Source organism: Cupriavidus pauculus (assembly GCF_002858765.1).
Lineage (GTDB): Bacteria > Pseudomonadota > Gammaproteobacteria > Burkholderiales > Burkholderiaceae > Cupriavidus > Cupriavidus pauculus_B.
This window is the reverse complement of record NZ_PJRP01000001.1, coordinates 173406-194638: the sequence shown is the minus strand read 5'-3', so window position 1 is coordinate 194638 and position 21233 is coordinate 173406. Positions and strand designations below refer to the sequence as shown.

Genomic DNA, 21233 nt, shown 5'->3' with positions numbered 1-21233 from the left:
GGCTGCATCGAAAGCCGACCGGCATCGCCGGTCGGCTTTTTTGTTTGTCGGGGTGCCTGGGGCGCAGACCCGGGTCAGCCCTTGATTGCCTTGCGCTGGCGCTTGAACGCCTTCAGGGCCGCAACGGCAAACAGCTGGCTACGCCCGACCTCGGCGTGCGGCGTCAGCTTTCCATCACGGACGAAGCGCCGAAACGTGGCCATCGAGACTTCAAGATACTCGGCGGCTTCGCTGGCGGTGAATTCGGCGTCAGCCAGGTCGCCAAACACTTCGTCGTGGCTGAAATTCTCGTTGCGGAAAGCCTGCTGCCCCACCAGCAGGAAAAAGGCTTCGCGTTCGACTGCCGGCAGCTGGCGCAGGTCGTTGAACAGGGCTTGTGCGGTCATGGTCTTCATGCGTTCCTCTCTGCTCTGAGATACCTCTTCAAAAGGTCATAGAAGTTCTCGTGTGGCCCCACCTGATAGAAGTCAATCATGACGAGTTCAATATCGATCCCTTCAGCGGCCTGTTCAGGCGACGGCCCCCGATAGGCCATCAGGTATTCCTGCCGGTGAAATCGGAATTTGTGTACCCGGATGCCAGCCAGGTCGCCCGCCTTCGGTTCGCCGGTCGCTGGCGCATCGCAAACTAGTTCCACCTCGTCTTCGATGACCTTCTGAAGCGGTCTGCCCGCTTTTTTGACGAAGTCCCGGAAAGGCCGTTTGTAGTTGGGTGTCGCGATCATTTATCAGATCAATGTTGATTGTATAACAGATCACGATGCGAGCAAAGGCACCGCGAAAGCGCAACGCACGTCAGCATCCCGCGACGTTACGCAGTACCCGGTCGATTGGGGTTAAGACGATTCTTGAAGTGATATCGCCCTGCTTCAGCGCAAGGCGGCTGGGGGCGCAAGGGAGCCCCCGCTGTGCAAACTAAGCCGGATCGCTCTCGATCCCAAGCTGCTGGACCGCGTACTTCACCAGTTCCGCGCGGCCTTCGATGCCGAGCTTCCGCTTCAGGTTGAGGCGGTGGGTTTCCACGGTGCGCACCGATACGCCCAGGCGCGCCGCGATGTCCTTGTTGGACTGGCCGCGGCCGATGCCGTGGAGGATGTCGCGTTCGCGCGGCGTCAGGGCGTCGAGCGGGCTGATCGCGTGCTCGGCCATGCCGCGAGCGATGCGCGCGCTGTAGAACACCCGTCCGGCCAGCACGGCTTGGATGGCGGCCATCAACTCGTCGGCCGGCGCGTCCTTGAGCACGTAGCCGCGGGCGCCTGCCCGCATGGCCTGGCGCACGTATTCCAGGTTGTCGTGCATCGACACGATCAGCACGGCCACTTCGGGGTACACATCGTGCAGCGCCCCGGCCAACGCGATGCCACCCATGCCGCGCATGCCGATGTCGGTGATCACCAGCTCGGGCAGGTTGGCCGGCCCGGCGCCGGCCAGCCAAGCCAGCGCGGCTTCGCCATCGTCGGCTTCGCCCACCACCTCCAGGCTGGGCTGCAGCGTCAGGTGCATGCGCATGCCGTCGCGCACCAGTGCGTGGTCGTCGATCAGCAGCACCCTGGCTGGGGCGTTGGAGGGAGGAATGACGGGATCGTCGTCGTGCGCAACGGTCATAGGGGTCAAGACAGCGGAATATCGGAAGGGGGAGTGACCACCGGCAGCATTGCCACGAGCCGCGTGCCCGACGGCATCGACACGATGTCGAACTGGCCGCCCAGCGCCGCCATGCGCTCGCGCAGGTTACGCAGGCCGATACCGCGCTGCGGGTCGTGCTGCATGCGGGCCACGTCGAAGCCGGTGCCGTTGTCGCGCACCGTCAGGCGGGTTGCCGATGGAGAAAATTCGAGTTCGACATCCACGCGCGAGGCATGCGCGTGGCGTTCGACGTTGGTCAGCGCTTCCTGCGCGATGCGGAACAGCGCCGTAGCCTGTTCGTCGGCCAGTTCCCGGGGCTTCCCGCTCTGGGTGACCCCAACCTGCAGCGTGCTGCCGGACTGCATCTCGCGCGCCAGGTGCTGCAGCGCGGCGTACAAACCCAGATCGTCGAGCAGGGCGGGCCGCAGGTTGCGCGCCACGCGTCGTACTTCATTGAAAGCGGAATCGAGCCGGTTCAGCGCCATGCCCAGGATGGGCGCCACCGACGCGCTTTCGGATGGCGCCAGGCGGATGCGGTTGGTGGCGGCTTCCAGCACCAGCTTGACCGATACCAGCAGCTGGCCAATGCCGTCGTGCAGTTCGCGCGACAACCGCGCACGCTCTTCCTCCTGCGACTGCACCACGCGCTGCGCCAGTTGGCGCAGCTTGGCGTCGGCCTCGCGATGTTCGCTGATATTGAGCGCGAGCCCGCTGGCAGCCACCAGCAGGATGCTGACGGCGGCGATCACGCCGATCCAGGCCATGGTCTCGCGGATATCGGTCTCGGCGCGCGCGTCAAGCTGCCGCAGCGTCTGTTCGACATCGTCCAGGTAGATGCCGGTACCCAGCATCCAGCTCCAGCCGGGCACGGCCACCACGTAGCCCAGCTTGGGCACGGTCTGTTTCGACGACGGCTTCTGCCACATGTAGCGCACCGAGCCACCGCCCGCCTTGGCAGCGGCCACCAGTTTCTGGATCGTCAGCGCGCCTTGCGGATCACGCATCAGCCACAGGTCCTGGCCTACCAGTTCCGGCTGGCGCGGATGCATCAGATTCCGACCTTGCAGGTCATACAGGAAGAAGTAGCCGTCGGGGCCGTAGTCGAGCCGGGCCAGGGCCTCCATGGCGGCCTGGCGCGTGGCGTCGTCGGTGCGGCCCGACTGCACCATCGGCGCGATGGCACTCTGGGCCAGGTCCACGTAGTGGCGCAGCTCGGCTTCCTTGCTTTGCAGGTAGGCGGCTTCCACCAGCGCGCGTTCGTGACGCACCAGCGCGGTGGCCTGGTAGCGCACGGCCAGCGCAATGCCCAGCATCGCGACGGCCAGTGGCGCCACGGCCAGCAAAAGTATCTTTTGGCGGAGTTTCATCTGAGCCGGGGGTAAACACCGATGCCGGGAAGGCCGCTTGATCTCGTCGGCCTACGTACTACTACGCACGGGTGTTGCGTAGTTTCGCGCTTGTGCCGCCATGGGCGGGTGTCAATACTACACGCCGGATACGCGCCCGGGCCCGCCCGCTGCGCAAATCCGACGCAGCAGGTGCTCTCTGGCCCAGGCGATACCGCCCCCTGAGAGCACTGTCTGCCTGCACGACAAGATCCGGGTCCAGACGAGAAACAGACCGGACGCCGCAGACATCCAGGAGACTCCCTTTCCGCGCGATTGTCGGTGGCGCCATCCGGCACCGCCCCCGCTGCCCGGGCTCCCTGTCGCCGCAGGTTCTTTCAGCCGGTCTGAGGAGACCCTTCAACATGAATCGCATCGGACAACACCTGTTGTGGCTGGCCGTCGCCGTGCTCGGCGCGTTTGCCTTCGCCACTGTCGCGCTGTCGCGCGGTGAAGCCGTCAGCGCACTGTGGATCGTGGTTGCCGCGCTCTGCATCTACCTGATCGCCTACCGCTACTACAGCCGCTTCATCGCCGACAAGGTGATGCAGCTCGACCCCAAACGCATGACGCCCGCGTGGCGCCACAACGACGGCCTGGATTACGTGCCGACCAACAAGGCGGTGCTGTTCGGCCACCACTTCGCCGCCATTGCAGGCGCCGGGCCGCTGGTGGGCCCCGTGCTGGCCGCGCAAATGGGCTACATGCCCGGCATGCTGTGGATTCTGGCCGGCGTGGTGTTTGCCGGTGCGGTGCAGGATTTCATGATCCTGTTCATCTCCACGCGCCGCGACGGCCGTTCGCTGGGCGACCTGGTGAAGTCCGAAATGGGCACCGTGCCCGGCCTGATCGCACTGTTCGGCTGCTTCATGATCATGATCATCATCCTGGCGGTGCTGGCGCTGATCGTGGTCAAGGCGCTGGCGGGCTCGCCGTGGGGCACCTTCACCGTGGCGGTGACCATCCCCATCGCCGTCTTCATGGGCATCTACACGCGCTACATCCGCCCGGGCCGTATCGGCGAGGTGTCGGTAATCGGCTTCGTGCTGCTGATGCTGGCCATCATCGGCGGCCAGTACGTGCATGAGAGCGCCGCGCTGGCGCCGCTGTTCACGTACGACGGCAAGGCGCTGACGTGGATGCTGATCATCTACGGCTTCATCGCCGCCGTGCTGCCCGTGTGGCTGCTGCTGGCGCCGCGCGACTACCTGTCGACGTTCCTGAAGATCGGCACCATCATCGCGCTGGCCATCGGCATCCTGATCGTGGCGCCGGAGTTGAAGATGCCGGCCTTCACGCAGTTCGCGCAGGGCGGTGGCCCGGTGTGGTCGGGCAACCTGTTCCCGTTCCTCTTCATCACCATCGCCTGCGGCGCGGTGTCGGGTTTCCACGCGCTGATCTCGTCGGGCACCACGCCGAAGCTGCTGGAAAATGAATCGCACGCGCGCTTCATCGGCTATGGCGCCATGCTGGCCGAGTCGTTCGTCGCCATCATGGCCCTGGTGGCCGCGTCGGTGATCGAGCCTGGTGTGTACTTCGCGATGAACAGCCCGGCGGCCGTGATCGGCACCACGCCGGAAGCCGTGGCCCAGGCTGTGTCGTCCTGGGGCTTCGTGATCACGCCGGACGTGCTGATCCAGACCGCCAAGGATGTTGGCGAAAATACGATCATCTCGCGTGCCGGTGGCGCGCCGACGCTGGCCGTGGGTATCGCGCACATCCTGCACCAGGTGGTGGGTGGTCAGGCCATGATGGCGTTCTGGTACCACTTCGCGATCCTGTTCGAGGCACTGTTCATCCTGACCGCGGTTGACGCCGGTACCCGTGCCGGCCGCTTCATGCTGCAAGACCTGCTGGGCAGCTTCGTGCCGTCGCTGAAGCGTACCGAATCGCTGCCGGCCAACCTGATCGCCACCGCGCTGACCGTGGCGGCCTGGGGCTACTTCCTGTACCAGGGCGTGGTCGATCCGCTGGGTGGCATCAACACGCTGTGGCCGCTGTTCGGTATCTCGAACCAGATGCTGGCTGCCGTGGCGCTGGTGCTGGGCACCTGCGTGCTGGTGAAGATGAAGCGCGGCCAGTACGCCTGGGTGACGCTGCTGCCCACCTGCTGGCTGCTGATCTGCACGCTGACCGCCGGCTGGCAGAAGCTGTTCGACGCCGACCCGAAGGTGAGCTTCCTGACGCATGCGTCGAAGTTCAGCGCCGCGATTGCCGAAGGCAAGGTGCTGGCGCCGGCCAAGACGATGGAACAGATGCACCGCATCGTCTTCAACGACTACCTGGACGCCGGCCTGTGCGCGCTGTTCATGTTCGTGGTGCTGTCGATTGTCTTCTACGGCTTCAAGACCGCCATGGCGGCCCGCAACCAGGGCAAGCGCACCGACAGCGAAACGCCGTTCGAGCCGCTGCCTGCCCAGGCATCGGCCGCCTCGCACTGACCGGAAGGAGCCACCCATGCTGGATCAGATCGGAACCATGGGACGTTACCTGGGCCAGTCGCTGCGGCTGATGGTGGGCCTGCCCGACTACCAGACCTACGTGGCCCATATGGAAAGTACCCATCCGGACCGCGCGCCCATGACGTACGAGGAATTCTTCCGCGAACGCCAGGAGGCCCGGTACGGGGGCGGGCAGGGCAAGTGCTGCTGACGGCGGCGCTGGCCGGTCAGCCGGTATCAACGGAAAGCGGCCCTGCGAGGCCGCTTTTTCATGCCCGGTCCCCGCCGTGACTTTGTGACGTATCATTGCGCGCTGTTGCGCCGGAGCATCGCTTTTTAACGGTTCGATACCGTTTCTGCAGCGGGTTACAGCACCTCACAACTGGTTACAGCAAGGGTAGGGCTGCTTCTCTACACTCCGGTTCCAGATACACACCACATAAGGAAAATACGATGTCTCGCCATCCTCTCCGCAACCTGACTCTGGCTCTTGCCCTCTCGGCGGCTACGCTGCCGGCGTTTGCAGGAGGTGATCTGAACAACGCGCTCGGCGGTGGCCTGGGTGGCGTGGCAGGTGCCGCTGTTGGTGGTGCACTGGGCGGTAGCACCGGGTCGATCATCGGCGGCGCAGTCGGCGGTGGCGCCGGCGGTGCGCTGACCTCGAATCGCCGCGAGCGCACGGGCGCCATCATTGGCGGCGCCCTGGGCGGCGGCGCCGGTACCGCAGCCGGCAACGCCATGGGCGGCCGTACGGGCGGCCTGGTGGGCGCCGGCCTGGGCGGTGCAGCCGGTGCCGCACTGGGCGGCAACGTGTCGCGCAGCAACTCTTATGACGACGACCGCCGCAACTACAAGCGCAGCAAGCATCGTCATCACCACCACGACTAAGTCGAGGCGGAAAATGCAAAACGGGCCATCTGGCCCGTTTTCTTTTGGCGACCCAACTCGATAATCTCGCCGGACGCCCATGAAAAAAGCCCGTACCGATTGGTACGGGCTTTTTGCGGAATATCTGGCGGATCAGATCTTGGCGCCGTCCGAGTAGACGTCGAACGACTTGGCGCCGTCGGTAAACGTATCGAACTTGCCAGCCTTGGCGCCATCCGTGAAGGTGTCGAACTTGCCGGCCTTCGCGCCATCCGTGAAGGTGTCGAACTTGCCGGCCTTCGCGCCGTCGGTGTACGGGTCGAACTTGCCGGCCTTGGCAAAGGCGGGGGCGGCGGACAGGGCAACAACGGCTGCAGCGATCAGGGCGATTTGGCGCTTCATGGCGAATCCTTCACTTTTATTCGAGGATGCCGTCGTTTGGGATATTGCTGCGTCGCGGCATCAGTTAGCGTGATATTAGGCATTCCCCTGATATGAATAAATATCCGCGTCCACAATGATTGATTGTGGTTTCAACAATAAACTACCCGTACCGTGTAAAAATTCACGGCGGAAGCGGGAGACTATGTCATGGATCGGCTGCAATCGATGCGCGTCTTCGCCAAGGTGGTCGAACTTGGCAGCTTCGCCCGTGCGGCGCAGCAACTGGAAATGTCCAACGCCGTGGTCACGCGGTATGTGGCCGATCTGGAAAGCCACCTCGGCACCCGGCTGCTGAACCGCACCACGCGCAGCCTGTCGCTGACGGACGCCGGCGAAACCTACCTGCAGCGTTGCGCGCAGATCCTGGAAGACGTCGAAGAGGCGGAATCGATCGTCACCGCCCGTAGCCAGTCGCTGTCCGGGACGCTACGGCTCGTGGCGCCGGTCATGTTCGGCCTGCACCTGCTGCCGAAGACCCTGGAACGGTTTCACCAGCTCTATCCGGATGTGGTCTTCGACGTGCAGTTGTCGGACCGCGTGATCGACATCGTCGAGGAAGGGCGCGACGTCGGCGTGATGCTGTCCGACCTCGGGTTGGGTTCGCACCTGGTCGCCCGGCCGCTGATCTCCGCCGAAATCGTCCTGTGCGCCTCTCCGGGCTATCTGCGCGAACATCCGCCGCTACGCACGGCCCACGACCTGTCCAACCACCGCGCCATCGCCATGCGACTGCCCACGGCCGAGCACGAATGGACCCTGTCCGGCCCGGAAGGGGAGGTCACGGTGCCGATTCGCCCGGGGCTGCTGTGCAGCAATGCCGAGCTGGCGCACCAGGCCGCGCTGGCCGACATGGGCATCGCGATGCTGTCGTCGTACCTGGCCCGGCCCAATATCGAGGCCGGCCGGCTGATGCATATCCTGCCGCAGTACCAGTTGCCGCGCCGCGATGTCAGCGTGGTCTACCCAAGCCGCAAATTCCTGCCCACCAAGGTGCGCGCCTTCATCGACTTCCTGCTCGACGAAGGCAAGCAGCGGGCTGGCGAGAACCTCGTCAAGCTGGCCAGTCAATAAAAATGGCGAGGCATCTGCCTCGCCATTTCGTTTGCCGCAAGCGCGCCTTGCGAGCGCTTACTCTTCGGCTTCCGCAGTCTGCTTCGCCTTCTTGGCCGCGGCGGTCTTGGTGGCAGTCTTTGCAGCCGTCTTCGTGGCCACCTTCTTGGCCGGCGCGGTTTTAGCCGCAGCCTTCTTGGCCGGCGCCTTCTTGGCAGCGGTCTTCGCGGCGGCCTTGGCCGGCGCGGCTTCCGCTTCCTCGCCCTTGGCGGCCGACTTCGCCGCCGCAGACTTCGCGGCAGGCTTGGCGCCCGCCTTGGGCTCGCGCACCTCGAACTCGAAGCCGATCTTGCCGTCCGGCTGCTTGACCAGGAACGCCTTGAAGTTGCGGCCCGTGCGCGACGACTTGAAGCCGGTCAGCAGGTCCGTCTTGCCGGCGGTCAGCAGCTTGCCGATCTGCTCGCGCGAGATTTCCTGCTGCAGGATGATCTTGCCCGTCGTGAAATCGCAGGTCTTCTCGCTGCCGACCGCGTTCTCGCACACGTACTTCATGCCGTGCTCGTAGACCGAGCCATTGCACTTCGGGCAGTGGCCCACCGGCGTCTGCTCGCTGAAGTCCACCGGTTCGTCGTCTTCCTCGTCGTTCTGCCCGAAGTCGAACTCCATCTTCCAGTGGCCCTCGTCATCCTTGGCCAGCTTCAGGATGGCTGCGAACGGACGGCCCATCTTGCTGCGGAATCCCTGCAGCGGACCAATTTCCTTCTTCAGCAGCAGTTCCTCGACTTCGTCGATCTCGAACTGGCGTCCGCCCGGGATCTTGCTGATCGAGAACTCGCACGCCGTACAGGCAAAGCGGCGGTAGTTTTCCTTGACCTGGCCGCCGCACTGCGGGCACGGCGTGTCCAGCGTGGCGTAATCGCCGGGGATCGTGTCGCTGTCGTATTCCTTGGCGCGCTTGACGATCTGCTGCGTCATCTGCGCGATCTCGCGCATGAATTCGTCGCGCTTCAGCCGGCCGCGCTCGATCTGCGACAGCTTGTGTTCCCACTCGCCGGTCAGTTCGGCCTGCGTCAGTTCCAGCACGCCCAGCCCGCGCAGCAGCGTCATCAGCTGGAAAGCCTTGGCGGTCGGGATCAGCTCGCGGCCCTCGCGCACCAGGTATTTTTCGGTCAGCAGCCCTTCGATGATGGCCGCTCGCGTGGCCGGCGTGCCCAGGCCCTTGCCGGCCATGGCCTCGCGCAGCGCGTCGTCGTCCACGAGCTTGCCGGCACCTTCCATCGCCGACAGCAGCGTGGCTTCGTTGTAGCGGGCGGGCGGGCGCGTGCTCAGGCCGACGGCATCGACCTTGTCGGTCTTGACCTTCTCGTCCTTCTGCACCGGCACCAGGTTCGCGTCCTTGTCGTCCTTGCCCTGCGCTTCGCGGCCGTAGATCACGAGCCAGCCCGGATTGACCAGCACCTTGCCTTCGGTCTTGAAGTGATGGCCCGCCACTTCGGTAATCCGCGTGGTCACCTGGAATTCGGCGGGCGGGAAGAACACGGCCAGGAAGCGGCGCACGACCAGGTCGTACAGCTTCTGCTCCGGCTCGGACAGGTTCTTGGGCGCCTGCAGGGTCGGGATGATGGCGAAGTGATCGCTGATCTTGCTGTTGTCGAAGATCTTCTTGTTCGGCTTCACCCAGCCTTGCGACAGGATCTTCTTGGCGTGCGGCAGGTAGTTCGGCGAGCTGTCGGCCAGCATGTCCATGGTCTGCTTGACCGTGTCCATGTAGTCCTCGGGCAGCGCGCGGGCGTCGGTACGCGGGTACGTCAGCACCTTGTGCTTTTCATACAGCGCCTGCGCCAGGCCCAGCGTGTTCTTGGCCGAAAAGCCAAAACGCGAGTTGGCTTCGCGCTGCAGCGTGGTCAGGTCGAACAGGGTCGGCGACTGCTGCGTGGACGGCTTCGATTCCTCGGAAACCGTACCCGCCTTGTCGCGGCAGGCCGCCACGATGCTCTTGGCCTCGGCTTCGCTCCACAGGCGCGACTCGCGTGCCTCGGGGTCGAATTCGTTCTTCTTGAACTTCGGATCGAACCAGCGGCCCTCGTACAGGCCGGCGGCGGCGATGAACTCGGCGCGCACTTCCCAGTAGTCGCGCGGCACGAAGTGCTTGATCTTCTCTTCGCGCTCCACAACGATCGACAGCGTCGGGGTCTGCACCCGGCCCACGGTGGTCAGGAAGAAGCCGCCGCCCTTGCTGTTGAAGGCCGTCATCGCACGCGTGCCGTTGATGCCGACCAGCCAGTCGGCCTCGGAACGGCAGCGGGCCGCATCGGCCAGCGGCATCATTTCCTCGTCTTCGCGCAGCGCGGCAAACCCGTCGCGGATCGCCTGCGGCGTCATCGACTGCAGCCACAGGCGGCGCACCGGCTGCTTGGCCTTGGCCTGCTGGGCGATCAGCCGGAAAATCAGCTCCCCTTCGCGCCCCGCGTCGCAGGCGTTGATCAGCGCGGTCACATCCTTGCGCTTGATGAGGCGATTGAGCACTTTCAGACGCGATTCGGTCTTGGCGATCGGGCGCAGGTCGAAATGCGGGGGGATCACCGGCAGATTGGTGAAGCTCCACTTGCCCCGCTTGACCTCGTAGTCGTCCGGCGCGGCGATTTCCACCAGGTGGCCCACGGCCGAGGACAGCACGTAGTCGTCGCTCTCGAAATATTCGTCGTGCTTGGCAAAGCCCCCGAGGGCGCGCGCAATATCGGCGGCAACCGATGGCTTTTCCGCGATGATGAGGGCTTTAGACATTCAACGGGTCCTTGCGGCGCCACTGCCTTGAAGGGCAGTTTGCGCCTCTTGAAATTCACAGCAAACTATGTAAACAGCACGCCTGGGCTTTGAGGCGCCAATAATAAGCGCGGTTCCGATGGGCGTGCAAGCAAACGCCGCCGCCCACCCTGACCATGCTCAACCGTTATCGGCACCTCTGCCAAGCAGCCAGGGCAGCACTTCCGGGATGTCTGGCGCCGCGCCGGCCATGGTACCCGCGCGTCCCAGCATCCGATCCAGCACATTCAGGTGGGGCAGCACGGTTCCGTAAAACTGTGGCGCGCCTCCGGCAATGGGCTGAATCAATACAGTAGGAAAATTTTCGATGTCGATGTCCTCGCCCAGATAGTCAGCGTGGGTTTCGACATCGATCCAGACGAAACAATCGTCCGGATAACGTGCCGCCAACGCCGCAAAACCGGGCAGATATTCCTTGCAGGTACCGCACCATGCCGCGCAAAGACAGGCCACCAGCCGTCCCTGCGGACGCGCAAGGAGCGCCTGGCGCAGGGCAGTAGTGTCCTGCTCGGGGAAGTAAACGGCCATTGGAGTCGAAAAGTGAGGCAAACGCGATACCGCGGATCATGCCAGACGCCGGAATCGGTTGCCTGGCAGGCGCTCTGCCGCGCCCGCCAGCTCCAGTTGCAGCAGCGCGCCGGATACCGCCTCTGCCGTCATGCCGGTGCCCTCGCACAACGCATCGAGCGTGACAGGATCATAGGCGAGCGCCGTCCCGAGTGCGTCGGCCGCGGGCGGCGCGGGACTGGCGGGGGTTCGGCCAGCCTTCGTGTCCGCAGCCGTTGCGGCGAGTGCCAGATCCCCGAATTCCTCGAAAACGTCGGCCGCCGACTCCACCAGCTTGGCGCCCTGACGAATCAGCTTGTGGCAGCCGCGCGAAAGGTCGGCGTGGATCGATCCCGGAATCGCAAAGACCTCGCGCCCGATTTCCGACGCCAGCCGGGCCGTGATCAGCGACCCCGACCGCTCGGCGGCCTCCACCACCAGCACACCGCGCGCCAGCGCCGCGATGATGCGGTTGCGGCGCGGAAAATGGTTCGGCAGCCCCGGCGTACCCAATGGGAATTCGCTGACGATGGCTCCGCCCATATCGACAATCTGGTGTGCCAGCTTGTGGTGCCGGGCCGGATAGACGATATCGACGCCGGTTCCTACCACGGCCACCGTGCCGCCCGGCCCATCCAGCGCGGCCGCATGCGCCGCGGCGTCGATGCCGAGCGCCAGCCCCGACACCACGGCCAGCCCGGCATCGGAAAACGCTGAAGCGAACGTCTGCGCATTGCGCACGCCCTGCGCCGTGGCATGGCGCGCGCCGACGATGCCCAGCGAGGGCGCCTGCAGGCGTCCGGCCTGGCCATTGACGTAGAGCACCATCGGCGGATCGGCAAGGTCGAGCAGGCGCGCCGGATAGGCGGCGTCCGCCATGGTGACCAGATGATGGCCAGGCGTGTCGAGCCACTGCAGGGTGCGATCGATGCGGGCGGATACGTCGGCATCGGGCGGCGCGGCGAGGGCGCGCGCTACCGCGGGCTCCGCGGCATCACGCAGCCTTGCAAGGTTCTGGGCCAGCACGGCCTGTGGCAGCCCGAAAGCCGCCAGCAGACGGCGTCCGGCCTGCGCGGAAACACCGGGTGTTGCCGTCAGCCGCACCCAGGCAGCCACTTCGGCTGGGTCGCGAGTCGAATCGGTCATCGAACAACGCGGCAGCGCGTGCTTGCGCACGCGCCCGCCGGTTATTGCGGGGTGGTGGCGAGGTCGCCGACCTTCATCACGTTGCTGGCATCGGTCACCAGCGCGTAGGCGATGCCCGGGAAGACGCGATAAACGTAGGCCAGGCCATAGCGGTCATCCGGCAGCGTGATGCTGCGGTTGCCGTCGGTCGGATCCTTGGCCACGCCGCCCACGCGCGACAGCGCCAGCACGTGACCCGGCTCCAGGCCAGCGTTCGAGCCGAGGTTCAGCACCACCACCTGCTTGGCGCCGCCGTACTGCACGCCGCCATACACGGCCGCGATGCGCGCCTCGACATTGTTGTCAGGCGCATGGGGCACATAGCGCACCAGTTCACGCGTCGGCTGGGGCAGCAGCAGCGAGCCCGCGCCCATTTCCTGCGGCGACTGGGTGGCCTGCACCGTCGTGACGGCATCCGGACCTTCCGGGCCGCGCGTCACGCGCACGCTGCCCTGGTACTGGGCTTCAAAGCCGATCACGTCGTTGCTGACCGGATCACGCACCGGCAGGGCAGGGGTAAATGCCTGCCAGTCGCTGCCGACCGCCGCGTCGGGCGGCGCGATGCCGCGCACGAAGCCGGTATCGCCACGTCCCATGTAGACACGGGCATCCGGCAACGCCACGATCCGGGCCGACGTATCGACCGTGCCCTGCTCCACGACCAGCGGACGCGTCAGGAACGGCTCGATATCTGACGCCGGAATGCTCAGGATCGCTTCGCCATCGGGGCCGTCACCACGCACGCGCGGCGACAGGCGGGTATCGCCACGGGCGCCCCCCGGCGCGGTGGTCGACAGGTACGCGCGGCCATCGCGCTGTACCAGGTAAAGGATCTGGCCCGGGAAGATCAAATGCGGATTGCGAACCTGCTGACGGTTCATGCCCCACAGCGCCGGCCAGCGCCACGGCTGGCGCAGATACTGGCCCGAAATGCCCCACAGCGTGTCGCCCGACCGCACGGTGTACTGGCTTGGCGCGCTCGGCGCCAGTTCGGAAACGGGGATACCCTGCTGGGCGGTCGCATCGGCCTGGGCGAGCTGTGCCGCCGAGACGTTCAGATCGGCCGCCTGGACGGCCATGCCGGCTCCGGCTGTGACGCCGGCGACACATAGCATGGCGAAGGTGAACGCGTGCAGCTTGCGGCCCGACGCCGCCTGTTCTTTGGTAAGATCGCGCATTTTCCTGAGCCGGTCGGGAGAACGACCGGATTGACCCTAGGTAGAGCGTGCCTGCTGCGGCGCGCCTTGAATTTTTGTACTAGCGCCCCGATTCTGCATGGAAACCCCGCACGCCGCAACGGCGGTCGGGCAGTGGACAGCACCCGGCGTTGCGCCCGAGCATCATGGCCAAACTCGACATCCTCACCTACCCCGATCCTCGCCTCCATACCGTGGCCAAGCCCGTGGCGGTGGTGGACGACCGTATCCGCCAGCTCGCCCACGACATGGCGGAAACCATGTACGACGCGCCCGGCATCGGCCTGGCCGCCACGCAGGTGGACGTGCATGAGCGCGTGATCACGATCGACATCTCCGAGACGCGCGACGAACTGATGGTGTTCATCAACCCGGAAATCATCTGGGCCAGCGACAACCGCAAGGTCTGGGAAGAGGGCTGCCTGTCGGTGCCGGAGGTCTACGACCGCGTGGAGCGGCCCGACCGCGTCAAGGTGCGCGCCCTCAATGAAAAGGGCGAAACGTTCGAGCTTGATGCCGACGATCTGCTGGCTGTATGTATACAGCACGAGATCGACCACCTGAACGGCAAGGTATTCGTCGAATATCTGTCACCGCTCAAGCTGAACCGCATCAAGAGCAAGCTCCAGAAGCGCGTCCGCTCGCGCATGTAAGGATGTAACAGAGGCGTGCCACGCAGGTGGCGTCTGCTATCGTTACATCTCCTGAGACACTTCACGACACCGGCCGCTATGCGGCCGGTGTCGTTTCTACCCGCGGATTCCTGTCATGACTCAAGCCCAGCCACTGCGCGTCGCGTTTGCCGGCACTCCCGAGTTTGCGCGCGTTGCCCTTGAGGCCATTCACGCTGCCGGTTTTCCGGTGGTTGCCGTGCTGACCCAGCCCGACCGGCCTGCGGGCCGGGGCATGCAGCTGCAGGCCAGCCCGGTCAAGCAGTTCGCACTGGAAGCCGGGCTGGGCCCCGTGCTCCAGCCGCGCTCGCTGCGCCGGAACGGCAAGTATCCCGAGGAAGCCGGGGCCGCCGTGGACACCCTGGCGCAAATCGCCCCCGATGTCATGGTGGTGGCCGCCTACGGCCTGATCCTGCCGGCCGAGGTACTCGATCTGCCGCGCCATGGGTGTCTGAACATCCATGCGTCGCTGCTGCCGCGTTGGCGCGGCGCGGCGCCTATCCATCGCGCCATCGAGGCCGGCGACGTCGAGACCGGCATCACGCTGATGCAGATGGACGAAGGGCTCGATACCGGCGCGATGCTATCGCGCGAGGCGGTGGCGATTGGTCCGCAGGACAGCACCGGCAGCCTGCACGACACGCTGGCCGCGCTGGGCGGCCGCATGATCGTCGACGCCCTGCGCCAGCTGGGCGCCGGCCAGCCGTTGCAGGCCACGCCCCAGCCCGAAGCCGGCATCACCTACGCCGAGAAAATCGCCAAGGATGAAGCCCCGCTGGACCTGACCCGCCCGGCCGCGGCGCTGGCCAGCCAGGTGCGCGCCTTCAATCCGTTTCCGGGTGCCACGATCCAGGTGGGCGATACCGTCATCAAGTGCTGGCAGGCGCTGCCGCTGGCGGCCGGTACCAGCCTGCCCCATCCGCCTGGCACCGTACTGGCATCGGATGCCGCCGGCGTGATCATCGCGTGTGGCGACGGCAGCGCACTGCAGGTGACCGAACTGCAGAAGGCCGGAGGCCGCCGCCAGCCGGCCCAGCAGTTCCTGCAGGCCATGCCGCTGCCACCCGGCACGCGATGCCTGGTCGGCGGCGCAGCCTGAGTGGCGTTTGCGTCCCTCTGCATCGTAAAACCCTGTCATCAGCATTGAATTCCTGCGGTCCTGGCCCTATCTAACGAACATCGCGTCCCGCAGGGGCGGGTACGCGCCCTGATCGATCTCTCTGGAGACCAAACCATGTTCAACTGGGTCAAGACCTTCATGCTGATGGCCGCCATCACGGCGCTGTTCATCGTCATCGGCGGCATGATCGGCGGCCGTAGCGGCATGATGTTCGCCCTGCTGATCGCGCTGGGCATGAACTTCTTCTCCTACTGGTTCTCGGACAAGATGGTCCTGCGCATGTACAACGCGCAGGAAGTGGATGCCAGCACCGCGCCGCAGTTCTACAACATGGTGCAGGAACTGGCCCAGCGTGCCGGCCTGCCCATGCCGCGCGTGTACCTGATCAACGAGGACGCCCCCAACGCCTTTGCCACGGGCCGCAATCCCGAGCATGCGGCCGTGGCCGCCACCACCGGCATCCTGCGCGTGCTGTCCGACCGCGAACTGCGCGGCGTGATGGCGCACGAGCTGGCGCACGTGAAGCACCGCGACATCCTGACGTCGACCATCGCCGCCACCATGGCCGGTGCCATCTCGGCGCTGGCCAACATGGCGATGTTCTTTGGCGGCCGCGACGAGAACGGCAACCGTACCAACCCGATCGCCTCGATTGCCGTGGCCATCCTGGCCCCGCTGGCCGCATCGCTGATCCAGATGGCGATATCGCGGGCACGCGAATTCGAGGCTGACCGAGGCGGCGCCGAGATCAGCGGCGACCCGCAGGCACTGGCCAGCGCGCTGGACAAGATCCATCGCTTCGCGCAGGGCATCCCGTTCCAGGCGGCCGAAGCGCACCCGGCCACGGCGCAGATGATGATCATGAACCCGCTGTCCGGCGGCGGCATCGCCAACCTGTTCTCGACGCACCCGGCCACCGAGGAGCGCATCTCTCGCCTGATGCACATGGCGCAGACGGGCAGCTATCCCGCCTGATGCCAGCACCGGCACCGGGATTTGGCCAGTTTGACCGGCCAGCCCGCGACAACGGGTAAACTGCCCGCTGTGTTCCCCCGGGAACCGGCGGGCATTCTTGTATCCGCCCGACCCGACGCCTGTTGCGTCACTCCTTTTCCTACGTTGCCAGTCTGATTTTCCGTATGCGCCTGCCTCACGAATCCCTTGCCTTCCAGATGCTCGGTGCTGCCGCGGCTGTTCGCGGCGTGCACGAAGGCGCGGCCCTGCCGCAGGCCATCGAAGATGTCGCCACCCATCTGCGGCTGGACCGCGTACGCGACGCCGCCACGCGCGGCGCCATCCAGGACCTGGCATATCGCTCCGTCCGCCTGTTCGGCACCACGCGCGCGCTGGTGACGCAACTGGTGACGCGTCCGCCCGGTGCTCTTGTCGATTCCCTGCTGGCCGTGGCGCTGGCCCTGCTGATCGAGGGCGAGGAAGGCCATGGCGGCAAGGTGGGGCGAGGTGGCTATTCCGATTTCACCGTCGTGGACCAGGCCGTCAGCGCGGCGGCCTCGGAACCCAAGACCGCGCATGCGCGCGGCCTGGTGAATGCCGTCCTGCGCCGCTTCCTGCGCGAGCGCAAGGCGCTGATGCCGAAGATCATGCAGGACGAGGAAGCACGCTGGAACCTGCCGTCGTGGTGGCTCGCGCAACTGCGCCGCGCCTACCCCGACCAGTGGATGGCCCTGGCCGAGAGCGTCAACGAACGACCGCCGATGACGTTGCGGGTCAATCCGAAGCGCATTTCGGTGCAGGCGTATCTTCAGGAACTGGCCAATGCCGGGCTGGCCGGCACCGCCGTGGGTGAGCAGGCCGTGCGTCTGGCGCGGGCCTTTCCGGTATCGCAGATTCCCGGTTTTGCCGAAGGCGACGTATCGGTGCAGGACGCCGGTGCGCAACTGGCCGCGCCGCTGTGCGAAGTTTCCGACGGCATGCGCGTGCTGGACGCCTGCGCGGCGCCCGGCGGCAAGACCGGCCATCTGCTGGAGCTTGCCGACATCCACGTGACGGCGGTGGAAAGCGACGCGCAACGCGCCGCTCGCATCCACGACAACCTGGCTCGCCTGGGACAACGCGCCGAAGTGATCGTGGGCGACGCAAGCCGCCCCAAGGACTGGTGGGATGGCCAACCATTCGATCGCATCCTGGCCGATGTGCCATGCTCGGCGTCGGGCATCGTGCGGCGGCACCCCGATATCCGCTGGCTGCGGCGCGAGTCCGACGTGGCCAAGCTGATGACCGAGCAGCGCCGCATCGTTTCGCAGCTGTGGCCGCTGCTGAAACGGGGCGGCATCCTGGTCTACGTGACCTGTTCTATTTTCCCAACGGAAGGCGAGGAGCAGGCGCTCTGGTTTGGTGCGCAGCTTCCAGATGCGATACGATTGCAGGCGCCGGGGCAACTGCTGCCCGGCATCAAGGCGCCTGAGACGACCGGCAGCGGGACCGCCGGCGAGGCCAGCCTGCCATCGGATCACGATGGCTTCTACTACGCCCGCTTCCAGAAACGCGCCTGATATTTCCACCAATGCCGAACCTGCAGCGCCTGTTCGTCCTACGTGCCCCCGGCCGCGCGGCGCGCGAATGGCCGGCAGCACCGCTGGCCGGCATCCTGCGCACGTGGTACGCAACCGCATTGCTGCTGCTGGCACTGGTCGTGTACGTGCCCCATGCCGGGGCGCAGCTGATTGAAACCACCGAGGCGCGCATCGACTTTCAGGACGGCGGCTTCGAGCTTGGCGCGTCGTTCGACTTCGATCTACCGCCCGCGCTCGAAGACGCCCTGCACAAGGGCATCTCGCTCTATTTCGTGGTCGACTTCCAGCTGTCGCGGTCGCGCTGGTACTGGTTCGATGAAAAGCCCGTCAACGCCTCGCGTTCGGTGCGTCTGTCTTACCAGCCGCTGACGCGGCAATATCGCGTGTCGACCGGTGGCCTGCAATTGCCGTTCAATCGCCTGAAGGGCGCGCTGCAGTTTATCCAGCAGGTGCGCGGCTGGCGCGTGTTCGAGCGCAAGGACGTAAAGACCGGCGAGACGTATCACGCCGAGACGCGCATGCGGCTGGATCTGTCGCAATTGCCCAAGCCGTTCCAGATCAATGCGGTGAACACGCGCGAATGGAACCTGTCGTCGGAGTGGAAACGCTTCAACTACACGGTGCCCACCAACCTGGACGCCCCGCCGCCGCCACCACCCCCGCCACCAGTAGCACCGCCCGCGCCGCCGGCCATGCCGGGGTCTGCGCCGACCGCCGCGTCGGGAGTCTCCGCCGAGTTGCGCGCACCGTTCGCGCAAACGGTGTCGAATGTGCTGTCGCCCATCCAACTGGTCCAGCCGGCCAGTCAGCCATGAACGGCAACCCGTGGGATAGCCGGTTCCGCCGCGTGCTCTATCGCGTGGTGGTCGGCATCATCGTCTTTCTGGCGCTGGTGCTGGTGGGCCTGCTGGCGGGCGCATCGGCAAACACCGAATTCTTCGATCGCTATTTCACACTGCTGTTCAAGATCAACCTCGTGGTCGGGGTGTTGCTGGTCCTGACGGTTGGCGCGCTCGCGTTCACGTTGTGGGTGCGCTACCGGCGGGGCAAGTTTGGTACGCGGCTGATGAGCAAGCTGGCCGTGTTCTTCGGCGTGGTGGGCGTGCTGCCCGGCGTGCTGATCTACCTGGTGTCCCTGCAGTTCGTATCGCGCAGCATCGAATCCTGGTTTGACGTGCGCGTGGAGAACGCCCTGGAGGCGGGGCTGAACCTGGGACGCTCCACCATCGACAGCCAGCTGGCCGATCTGCAAGGCAAGGCACGCCTGATGGCGGACCAGCTCACGGGCGCATCGGGCATGGCCTCGTCGCTGCAGCTGAACCGTCTGCGCGAGCAGTACGGCATCCAGGAAGCCGCGATCTTCACCGGGAGCGGCCGCGTGCTGGCCACGGCGTCGAGCAGCTACGCCACGCTGGTGCCTGACATTCCATCGGGCGTGCTGGCCGAGCAGGCACGCATGGCGGGCGGCTACGCGGCCGTGGAGGGCGGCACCGACCCCACCGGCAGCGACAAGGCGCCGGCCAACCTCGACAGCAGCCACCTGTACCGGATCCGCGTCATCATTCCGCTAGGCCCCGCGCCAGCCCCGACTACACCCGATGAAGCCGCGCAGGCTTCGGCCAGCGTCAGCGCCAGTGCCGCGGCTGCCGCTGCGGCGGCACGCGCACGCACGCGGCTGGCGCCGCCGGGCAGCCGCTGGGCCGGCTCAGGGCTTTCCATCGAACGCCGCCCCGAGGATGCCCCGGCCACGGGCTTCGGACTGGTCGGTGACACGGTGCGCGAGGAACGCTACCTGCAGGTGCTGCATCCGGTGCCGGCGGTGCTGGCGCGCAACGCGGACGAAGTGCAGCGTGCCTACCAGGAGTACCAGGAAAAGGCGCTCGGTCGCACTGGCCTGCGCAAGATGTACATCGGCACGCTGACGCTGACGCTGTTCCTGGCCGTCTTCATCGCCGTGATGCTGGCCCTGCTGCTGGGCGGCCAGCTGGCCCGGCCGCTGCTGATGCTGCTGCAGGGCACGAAGGAAGTGGCCGAGGGCGACCTCTCACCCAAGCGCGAGCTGAAGAGCCGCGACGAACTGGGCCAACTGACGCAGCAGTTCAACCAGATGACGCGCCAGCTGTCCGAAGCGCGCATCGCGGTGGAAGACAATCGCGTGGCGCTGGAACAATCGAAGGCGTACCTGGAAAGCGTGCTGCAGAATCTGACCGCCGGCGTGCTGGTCTTCGACCGCCGCTTCACGCTGATTACGGCCAACCCCGGTGCCGAGCGCATCTTCCGCCAGCCGTTCGCGGGCGTGCTGGGCCAGCCCGTCGAGCAGATTCCGGGCATGGGCGACTTTGCCGACATCGTGCGCCAGGCATTCTCCGAGCAGACCACGCGCGAGGTGCTGGGCGGCTCGCAACACTGGCAGAAGCAGATCGAACTGCCGCCGGGCGACGAGGAACAGCCACTCACGCTGCTGGTGCGTGGCGCCCACCTGCCGGGCGGCAGCCGCGACGAGCCCGGCTACGTGGTGGTGTTCGACGATATCTCCGACGTGATCTCGGCCCAGCGCTCGGTGGCGTGGGGCGAGGTGGCGCGCCGGCTGGCCCACGAAATCAAGAATCCGCTGACACCGATCCAGCTTTCGGCCGAGCGGCTGCAGATGAAGCTGTCGCCCAAGCTGGAGCATGCCGATGCCGAAGTGCTAAAGCGCGGGGCCACTACGATCGTTAACCAGGTAGCGGCAATGAAACGCATGGTGGACGACTTCCGCGACTATGCGCGTACGCCGCCGGCGGTGATGCAGTCGCTGGCGCTGAACAGCCTGGCGGCGGAAGTCCTGCATCTGTACGGCATCGACGATCCCGCCGAGCACGAGCACCCGGTGATTCATGCGGCGCTGGGCCTGGATCTGCCGGAAATCAAGGGAGATCCGACGCAGTTGCGACAGGTGATTCACAACCTCCTGCAGAATGCGCAGGATGCGGCGGCGGACAACGTGGCGGCCGGTAGGGCGGCGCCCCATATCACTCTGCACACCGAGACTGTAGAATACAAAGATTCCGCCGGCGAAGACCGGCAAGCCGTCAAGTTGTCCATTACGGACAATGGTCCTGGATTCGCACCACGCATCCTGAGTCGTGCGTTCGAGCCGTATGTGACCACGAAAGCCAAGGGTACGGGTCTCGGGCTTGCGATGGTGAAGAAGATCATTGACGAACATGGCGCGCGCATTGAATTGCGCAATCGCATGAACGGTACCGAGATCGCCGGAGCGCAGATCTCGATCCTGTTCGTTAAACTGGCTTAAATCTTGCGCGCCGGCGCCTCCGGTTAGCGCTGCGGTGGGGTTAAGAGGGGA

Annotated in this window: 19 protein-coding genes; 10 read left to right on the top strand and 9 right to left on the bottom strand. The window is 65.7% G+C overall.

Features of this window, described 5'->3' with window-relative positions:
* Positions 1-74 precede the first annotated feature (74 nt).
* The 4 genes from CYJ10_RS00875 to CYJ10_RS00860 all read right to left on the bottom strand — a co-directional run bounded on the left by CYJ10_RS00875 (position 75) and on the right by CYJ10_RS00860 (position 2992).
* Positions 75-395 (bottom strand): helix-turn-helix domain-containing protein, encoded by a 321-nt coding sequence (locus tag CYJ10_RS00875; RefSeq protein WP_101679698.1) that lies wholly within the window; start codon positions 393-395, stop codon positions 75-77.
* On the bottom strand, positions 392-724 hold the full coding sequence (locus tag CYJ10_RS00870) for a type II toxin-antitoxin system RelE/ParE family toxin (protein ID WP_101679697.1): 333 nt from the start codon (positions 722-724) through the stop codon (positions 392-394). Before CYJ10_RS00870 ends, CYJ10_RS00875 begins: the two co-directional genes overlap by 4 nt.
* A gap of 190 nt (positions 725-914) precedes the next feature.
* Positions 915-1604 (bottom strand): response regulator, encoded by a 690-nt coding sequence (locus CYJ10_RS00865; protein ID WP_101679696.1) that lies wholly within the window; start codon positions 1602-1604, stop codon positions 915-917.
* A gap of 5 nt (positions 1605-1609) precedes the next feature.
* Positions 1610-2992 (bottom strand): cache domain-containing protein, encoded by a 1383-nt coding sequence (locus CYJ10_RS00860; RefSeq protein ID WP_101679695.1) that lies wholly within the window; start codon positions 2990-2992, stop codon positions 1610-1612.
* A 383-nt stretch (positions 2993-3375) separates the two neighbouring features.
* Here CYJ10_RS00860 and CYJ10_RS00855 point away from each other — a divergent pair, with 383 nt between their 5' ends.
* The 3 genes from CYJ10_RS00855 (at position 3376) to CYJ10_RS00845 (ending at position 6339) form a co-directional block, all read left to right on the top strand.
* Positions 3376-5451 carry a carbon starvation CstA family protein gene (locus tag CYJ10_RS00855; RefSeq protein WP_101679694.1) on the top strand — a complete coding sequence of 692 codons (2076 nt, stop codon included), beginning with the start codon at positions 3376-3378 and terminating at the stop codon, positions 5449-5451.
* Between the two features lie 16 nt (positions 5452-5467).
* On the top strand, positions 5468-5662 hold the full coding sequence (locus tag CYJ10_RS00850) for a YbdD/YjiX family protein (RefSeq protein WP_092291010.1): 195 nt from the start codon (positions 5468-5470) through the stop codon (positions 5660-5662).
* 242 nt (positions 5663-5904) lie between these two features.
* Entirely contained in the window at positions 5905-6339 is a 435-nt protein-coding gene (locus CYJ10_RS00845) for a hypothetical protein (RefSeq protein WP_101679693.1), read from the top strand.
* Between the two features lie 132 nt (positions 6340-6471).
* Here the strand turns inward: CYJ10_RS00845 and CYJ10_RS00840 are convergent, their stop codons facing one another.
* Entirely contained in the window at positions 6472-6720 is a 249-nt protein-coding gene (locus CYJ10_RS00840) for a hypothetical protein (protein WP_101679692.1), read from the bottom strand.
* 189 nt (positions 6721-6909) lie between these two features.
* On the opposite strand from CYJ10_RS00840, the gene CYJ10_RS00835 reads away from it, so the two are divergent.
* Positions 6910-7833, top strand: coding sequence for a LysR family transcriptional regulator (locus CYJ10_RS00835; RefSeq protein ID WP_101679691.1), 924 nt, complete (start codon positions 6910-6912; stop codon positions 7831-7833).
* Between the two features lie 57 nt (positions 7834-7890).
* Here CYJ10_RS00835 and CYJ10_RS00830 read toward each other — a convergent pair whose 3' ends face one another.
* From CYJ10_RS00830 to CYJ10_RS00815, 4 genes are all read right to left on the bottom strand, one after another.
* Positions 7891-10596: a DNA topoisomerase III gene (locus CYJ10_RS00830; protein ID WP_101679690.1), complete on the bottom strand. Its 2706-nt coding sequence runs from the start codon at positions 10594-10596 to the stop codon at positions 7891-7893.
* A gap of 159 nt (positions 10597-10755) precedes the next feature.
* Entirely contained in the window at positions 10756-11163 is a 408-nt protein-coding gene (locus tag CYJ10_RS00825; protein ID WP_101679689.1) for a thioredoxin family protein, read from the bottom strand.
* A 36-nt stretch (positions 11164-11199) separates the two neighbouring features.
* Positions 11200-12327, bottom strand: a complete 1128-nt coding sequence (gene dprA, locus CYJ10_RS00820; protein ID WP_101680364.1) for a DNA-processing protein DprA — start codon at positions 12325-12327, stop codon at positions 11200-11202.
* Between the two features lie 41 nt (positions 12328-12368).
* A complete protein-coding gene (locus CYJ10_RS00815; protein ID WP_101679688.1) occupies positions 12369-13544 on the bottom strand; it encodes a LysM peptidoglycan-binding domain-containing protein in 1176 nt (391 codons plus the stop codon).
* A gap of 164 nt (positions 13545-13708) precedes the next feature.
* Between CYJ10_RS00815 and def the strand changes: the two genes are divergently transcribed.
* The 6 genes from def (at position 13709) to CYJ10_RS00785 (ending at position 21182) form a co-directional block, all read left to right on the top strand.
* Complete coding sequence (def, locus tag CYJ10_RS00810) at positions 13709-14215, top strand: peptide deformylase (RefSeq protein ID WP_101679687.1); 507 nt, start codon at positions 13709-13711, stop codon at positions 14213-14215.
* Positions 14216-14330: 115 nt separating this feature from the next.
* The gene (gene fmt / locus CYJ10_RS00805; protein ID WP_101679686.1) at positions 14331-15332 is read left to right on the top strand and encodes a methionyl-tRNA formyltransferase; all 1002 of its coding nucleotides are present in this window, start codon (positions 14331-14333) and stop codon (positions 15330-15332) included.
* A 135-nt stretch (positions 15333-15467) separates the two neighbouring features.
* Positions 15468-16328: a zinc metalloprotease HtpX gene (gene htpX / locus CYJ10_RS00800; protein WP_101679685.1), complete on the top strand. Its 861-nt coding sequence runs from the start codon at positions 15468-15470 to the stop codon at positions 16326-16328.
* Positions 16329-16492: 164 nt separating this feature from the next.
* The gene (rsmB, locus tag CYJ10_RS00795; protein ID WP_101679684.1) at positions 16493-17866 is read left to right on the top strand and encodes a 16S rRNA (cytosine(967)-C(5))-methyltransferase RsmB; all 1374 of its coding nucleotides are present in this window, start codon (positions 16493-16495) and stop codon (positions 17864-17866) included.
* Positions 17867-17877: 11 nt separating this feature from the next.
* Positions 17878-18702, top strand: a complete 825-nt coding sequence (locus CYJ10_RS00790; protein WP_101679683.1) for a DUF4390 domain-containing protein — start codon at positions 17878-17880, stop codon at positions 18700-18702.
* Complete coding sequence (locus tag CYJ10_RS00785) at positions 18699-21182, top strand: sensor histidine kinase (RefSeq protein ID WP_101679682.1); 2484 nt, start codon at positions 18699-18701, stop codon at positions 21180-21182. Before CYJ10_RS00790 ends, CYJ10_RS00785 begins: the two co-directional genes overlap by 4 nt.
* Positions 21183-21233: the final 51 nt, after the last annotated feature.

Excerpts from the sequence above, each read along its gene's own strand:
- CYJ10_RS00875 (WP_101679698.1), bottom strand. The coding sequence starts at position 395 with ATGAAGACCATGACCGCACAAGCCCTGTTCAACGACCTGCGCCAGCTG.
- CYJ10_RS00870 (WP_101679697.1), bottom strand. The coding sequence starts at position 724 with ATGATCGCGACACCCAACTACAAACGGCCTTTCCGGGACTTCGTCAAA.
- CYJ10_RS00865 (WP_101679696.1), bottom strand. The coding sequence starts at position 1,604 with ATGACCGTTGCGCACGACGACGATCCCGTCATTCCTCCCTCCAACGCC.
- CYJ10_RS00860 (WP_101679695.1), bottom strand. The coding sequence starts at position 2,992 with ATGAAACTCCGCCAAAAGATACTTTTGCTGGCCGTGGCGCCACTGGCC.
- CYJ10_RS00855 (WP_101679694.1), top strand. The coding sequence starts at position 3,376 with ATGAATCGCATCGGACAACACCTGTTGTGGCTGGCCGTCGCCGTGCTC.
- CYJ10_RS00850 (WP_092291010.1), top strand. The coding sequence starts at position 5,468 with ATGCTGGATCAGATCGGAACCATGGGACGTTACCTGGGCCAGTCGCTG.
- CYJ10_RS00845 (WP_101679693.1), top strand. The coding sequence starts at position 5,905 with ATGTCTCGCCATCCTCTCCGCAACCTGACTCTGGCTCTTGCCCTCTCG.
- CYJ10_RS00840 (WP_101679692.1), bottom strand. The coding sequence starts at position 6,720 with ATGAAGCGCCAAATCGCCCTGATCGCTGCAGCCGTTGTTGCCCTGTCC.
- CYJ10_RS00835 (WP_101679691.1), top strand. The coding sequence starts at position 6,910 with ATGGATCGGCTGCAATCGATGCGCGTCTTCGCCAAGGTGGTCGAACTT.
- CYJ10_RS00830 (WP_101679690.1), bottom strand. The coding sequence starts at position 10,596 with ATGTCTAAAGCCCTCATCATCGCGGAAAAGCCATCGGTTGCCGCCGAT.
- CYJ10_RS00825 (WP_101679689.1), bottom strand. The coding sequence starts at position 11,163 with ATGGCCGTTTACTTCCCCGAGCAGGACACTACTGCCCTGCGCCAGGCG.
- dprA (WP_101680364.1), bottom strand. The coding sequence starts at position 12,327 with ATGACCGATTCGACTCGCGACCCAGCCGAAGTGGCTGCCTGGGTGCGG.
- CYJ10_RS00815 (WP_101679688.1), bottom strand. The coding sequence starts at position 13,544 with ATGCGCGATCTTACCAAAGAACAGGCGGCGTCGGGCCGCAAGCTGCAC.
- def (WP_101679687.1), top strand. The coding sequence starts at position 13,709 with ATGGCCAAACTCGACATCCTCACCTACCCCGATCCTCGCCTCCATACC.
- fmt (WP_101679686.1), top strand. The coding sequence starts at position 14,331 with ATGACTCAAGCCCAGCCACTGCGCGTCGCGTTTGCCGGCACTCCCGAG.
- htpX (WP_101679685.1), top strand. The coding sequence starts at position 15,468 with ATGTTCAACTGGGTCAAGACCTTCATGCTGATGGCCGCCATCACGGCG.
- rsmB (WP_101679684.1), top strand. The coding sequence starts at position 16,493 with ATGCGCCTGCCTCACGAATCCCTTGCCTTCCAGATGCTCGGTGCTGCC.
- CYJ10_RS00790 (WP_101679683.1), top strand. The coding sequence starts at position 17,878 with ATGCCGAACCTGCAGCGCCTGTTCGTCCTACGTGCCCCCGGCCGCGCG.
- CYJ10_RS00785 (WP_101679682.1), top strand. The coding sequence starts at position 18,699 with ATGAACGGCAACCCGTGGGATAGCCGGTTCCGCCGCGTGCTCTATCGC.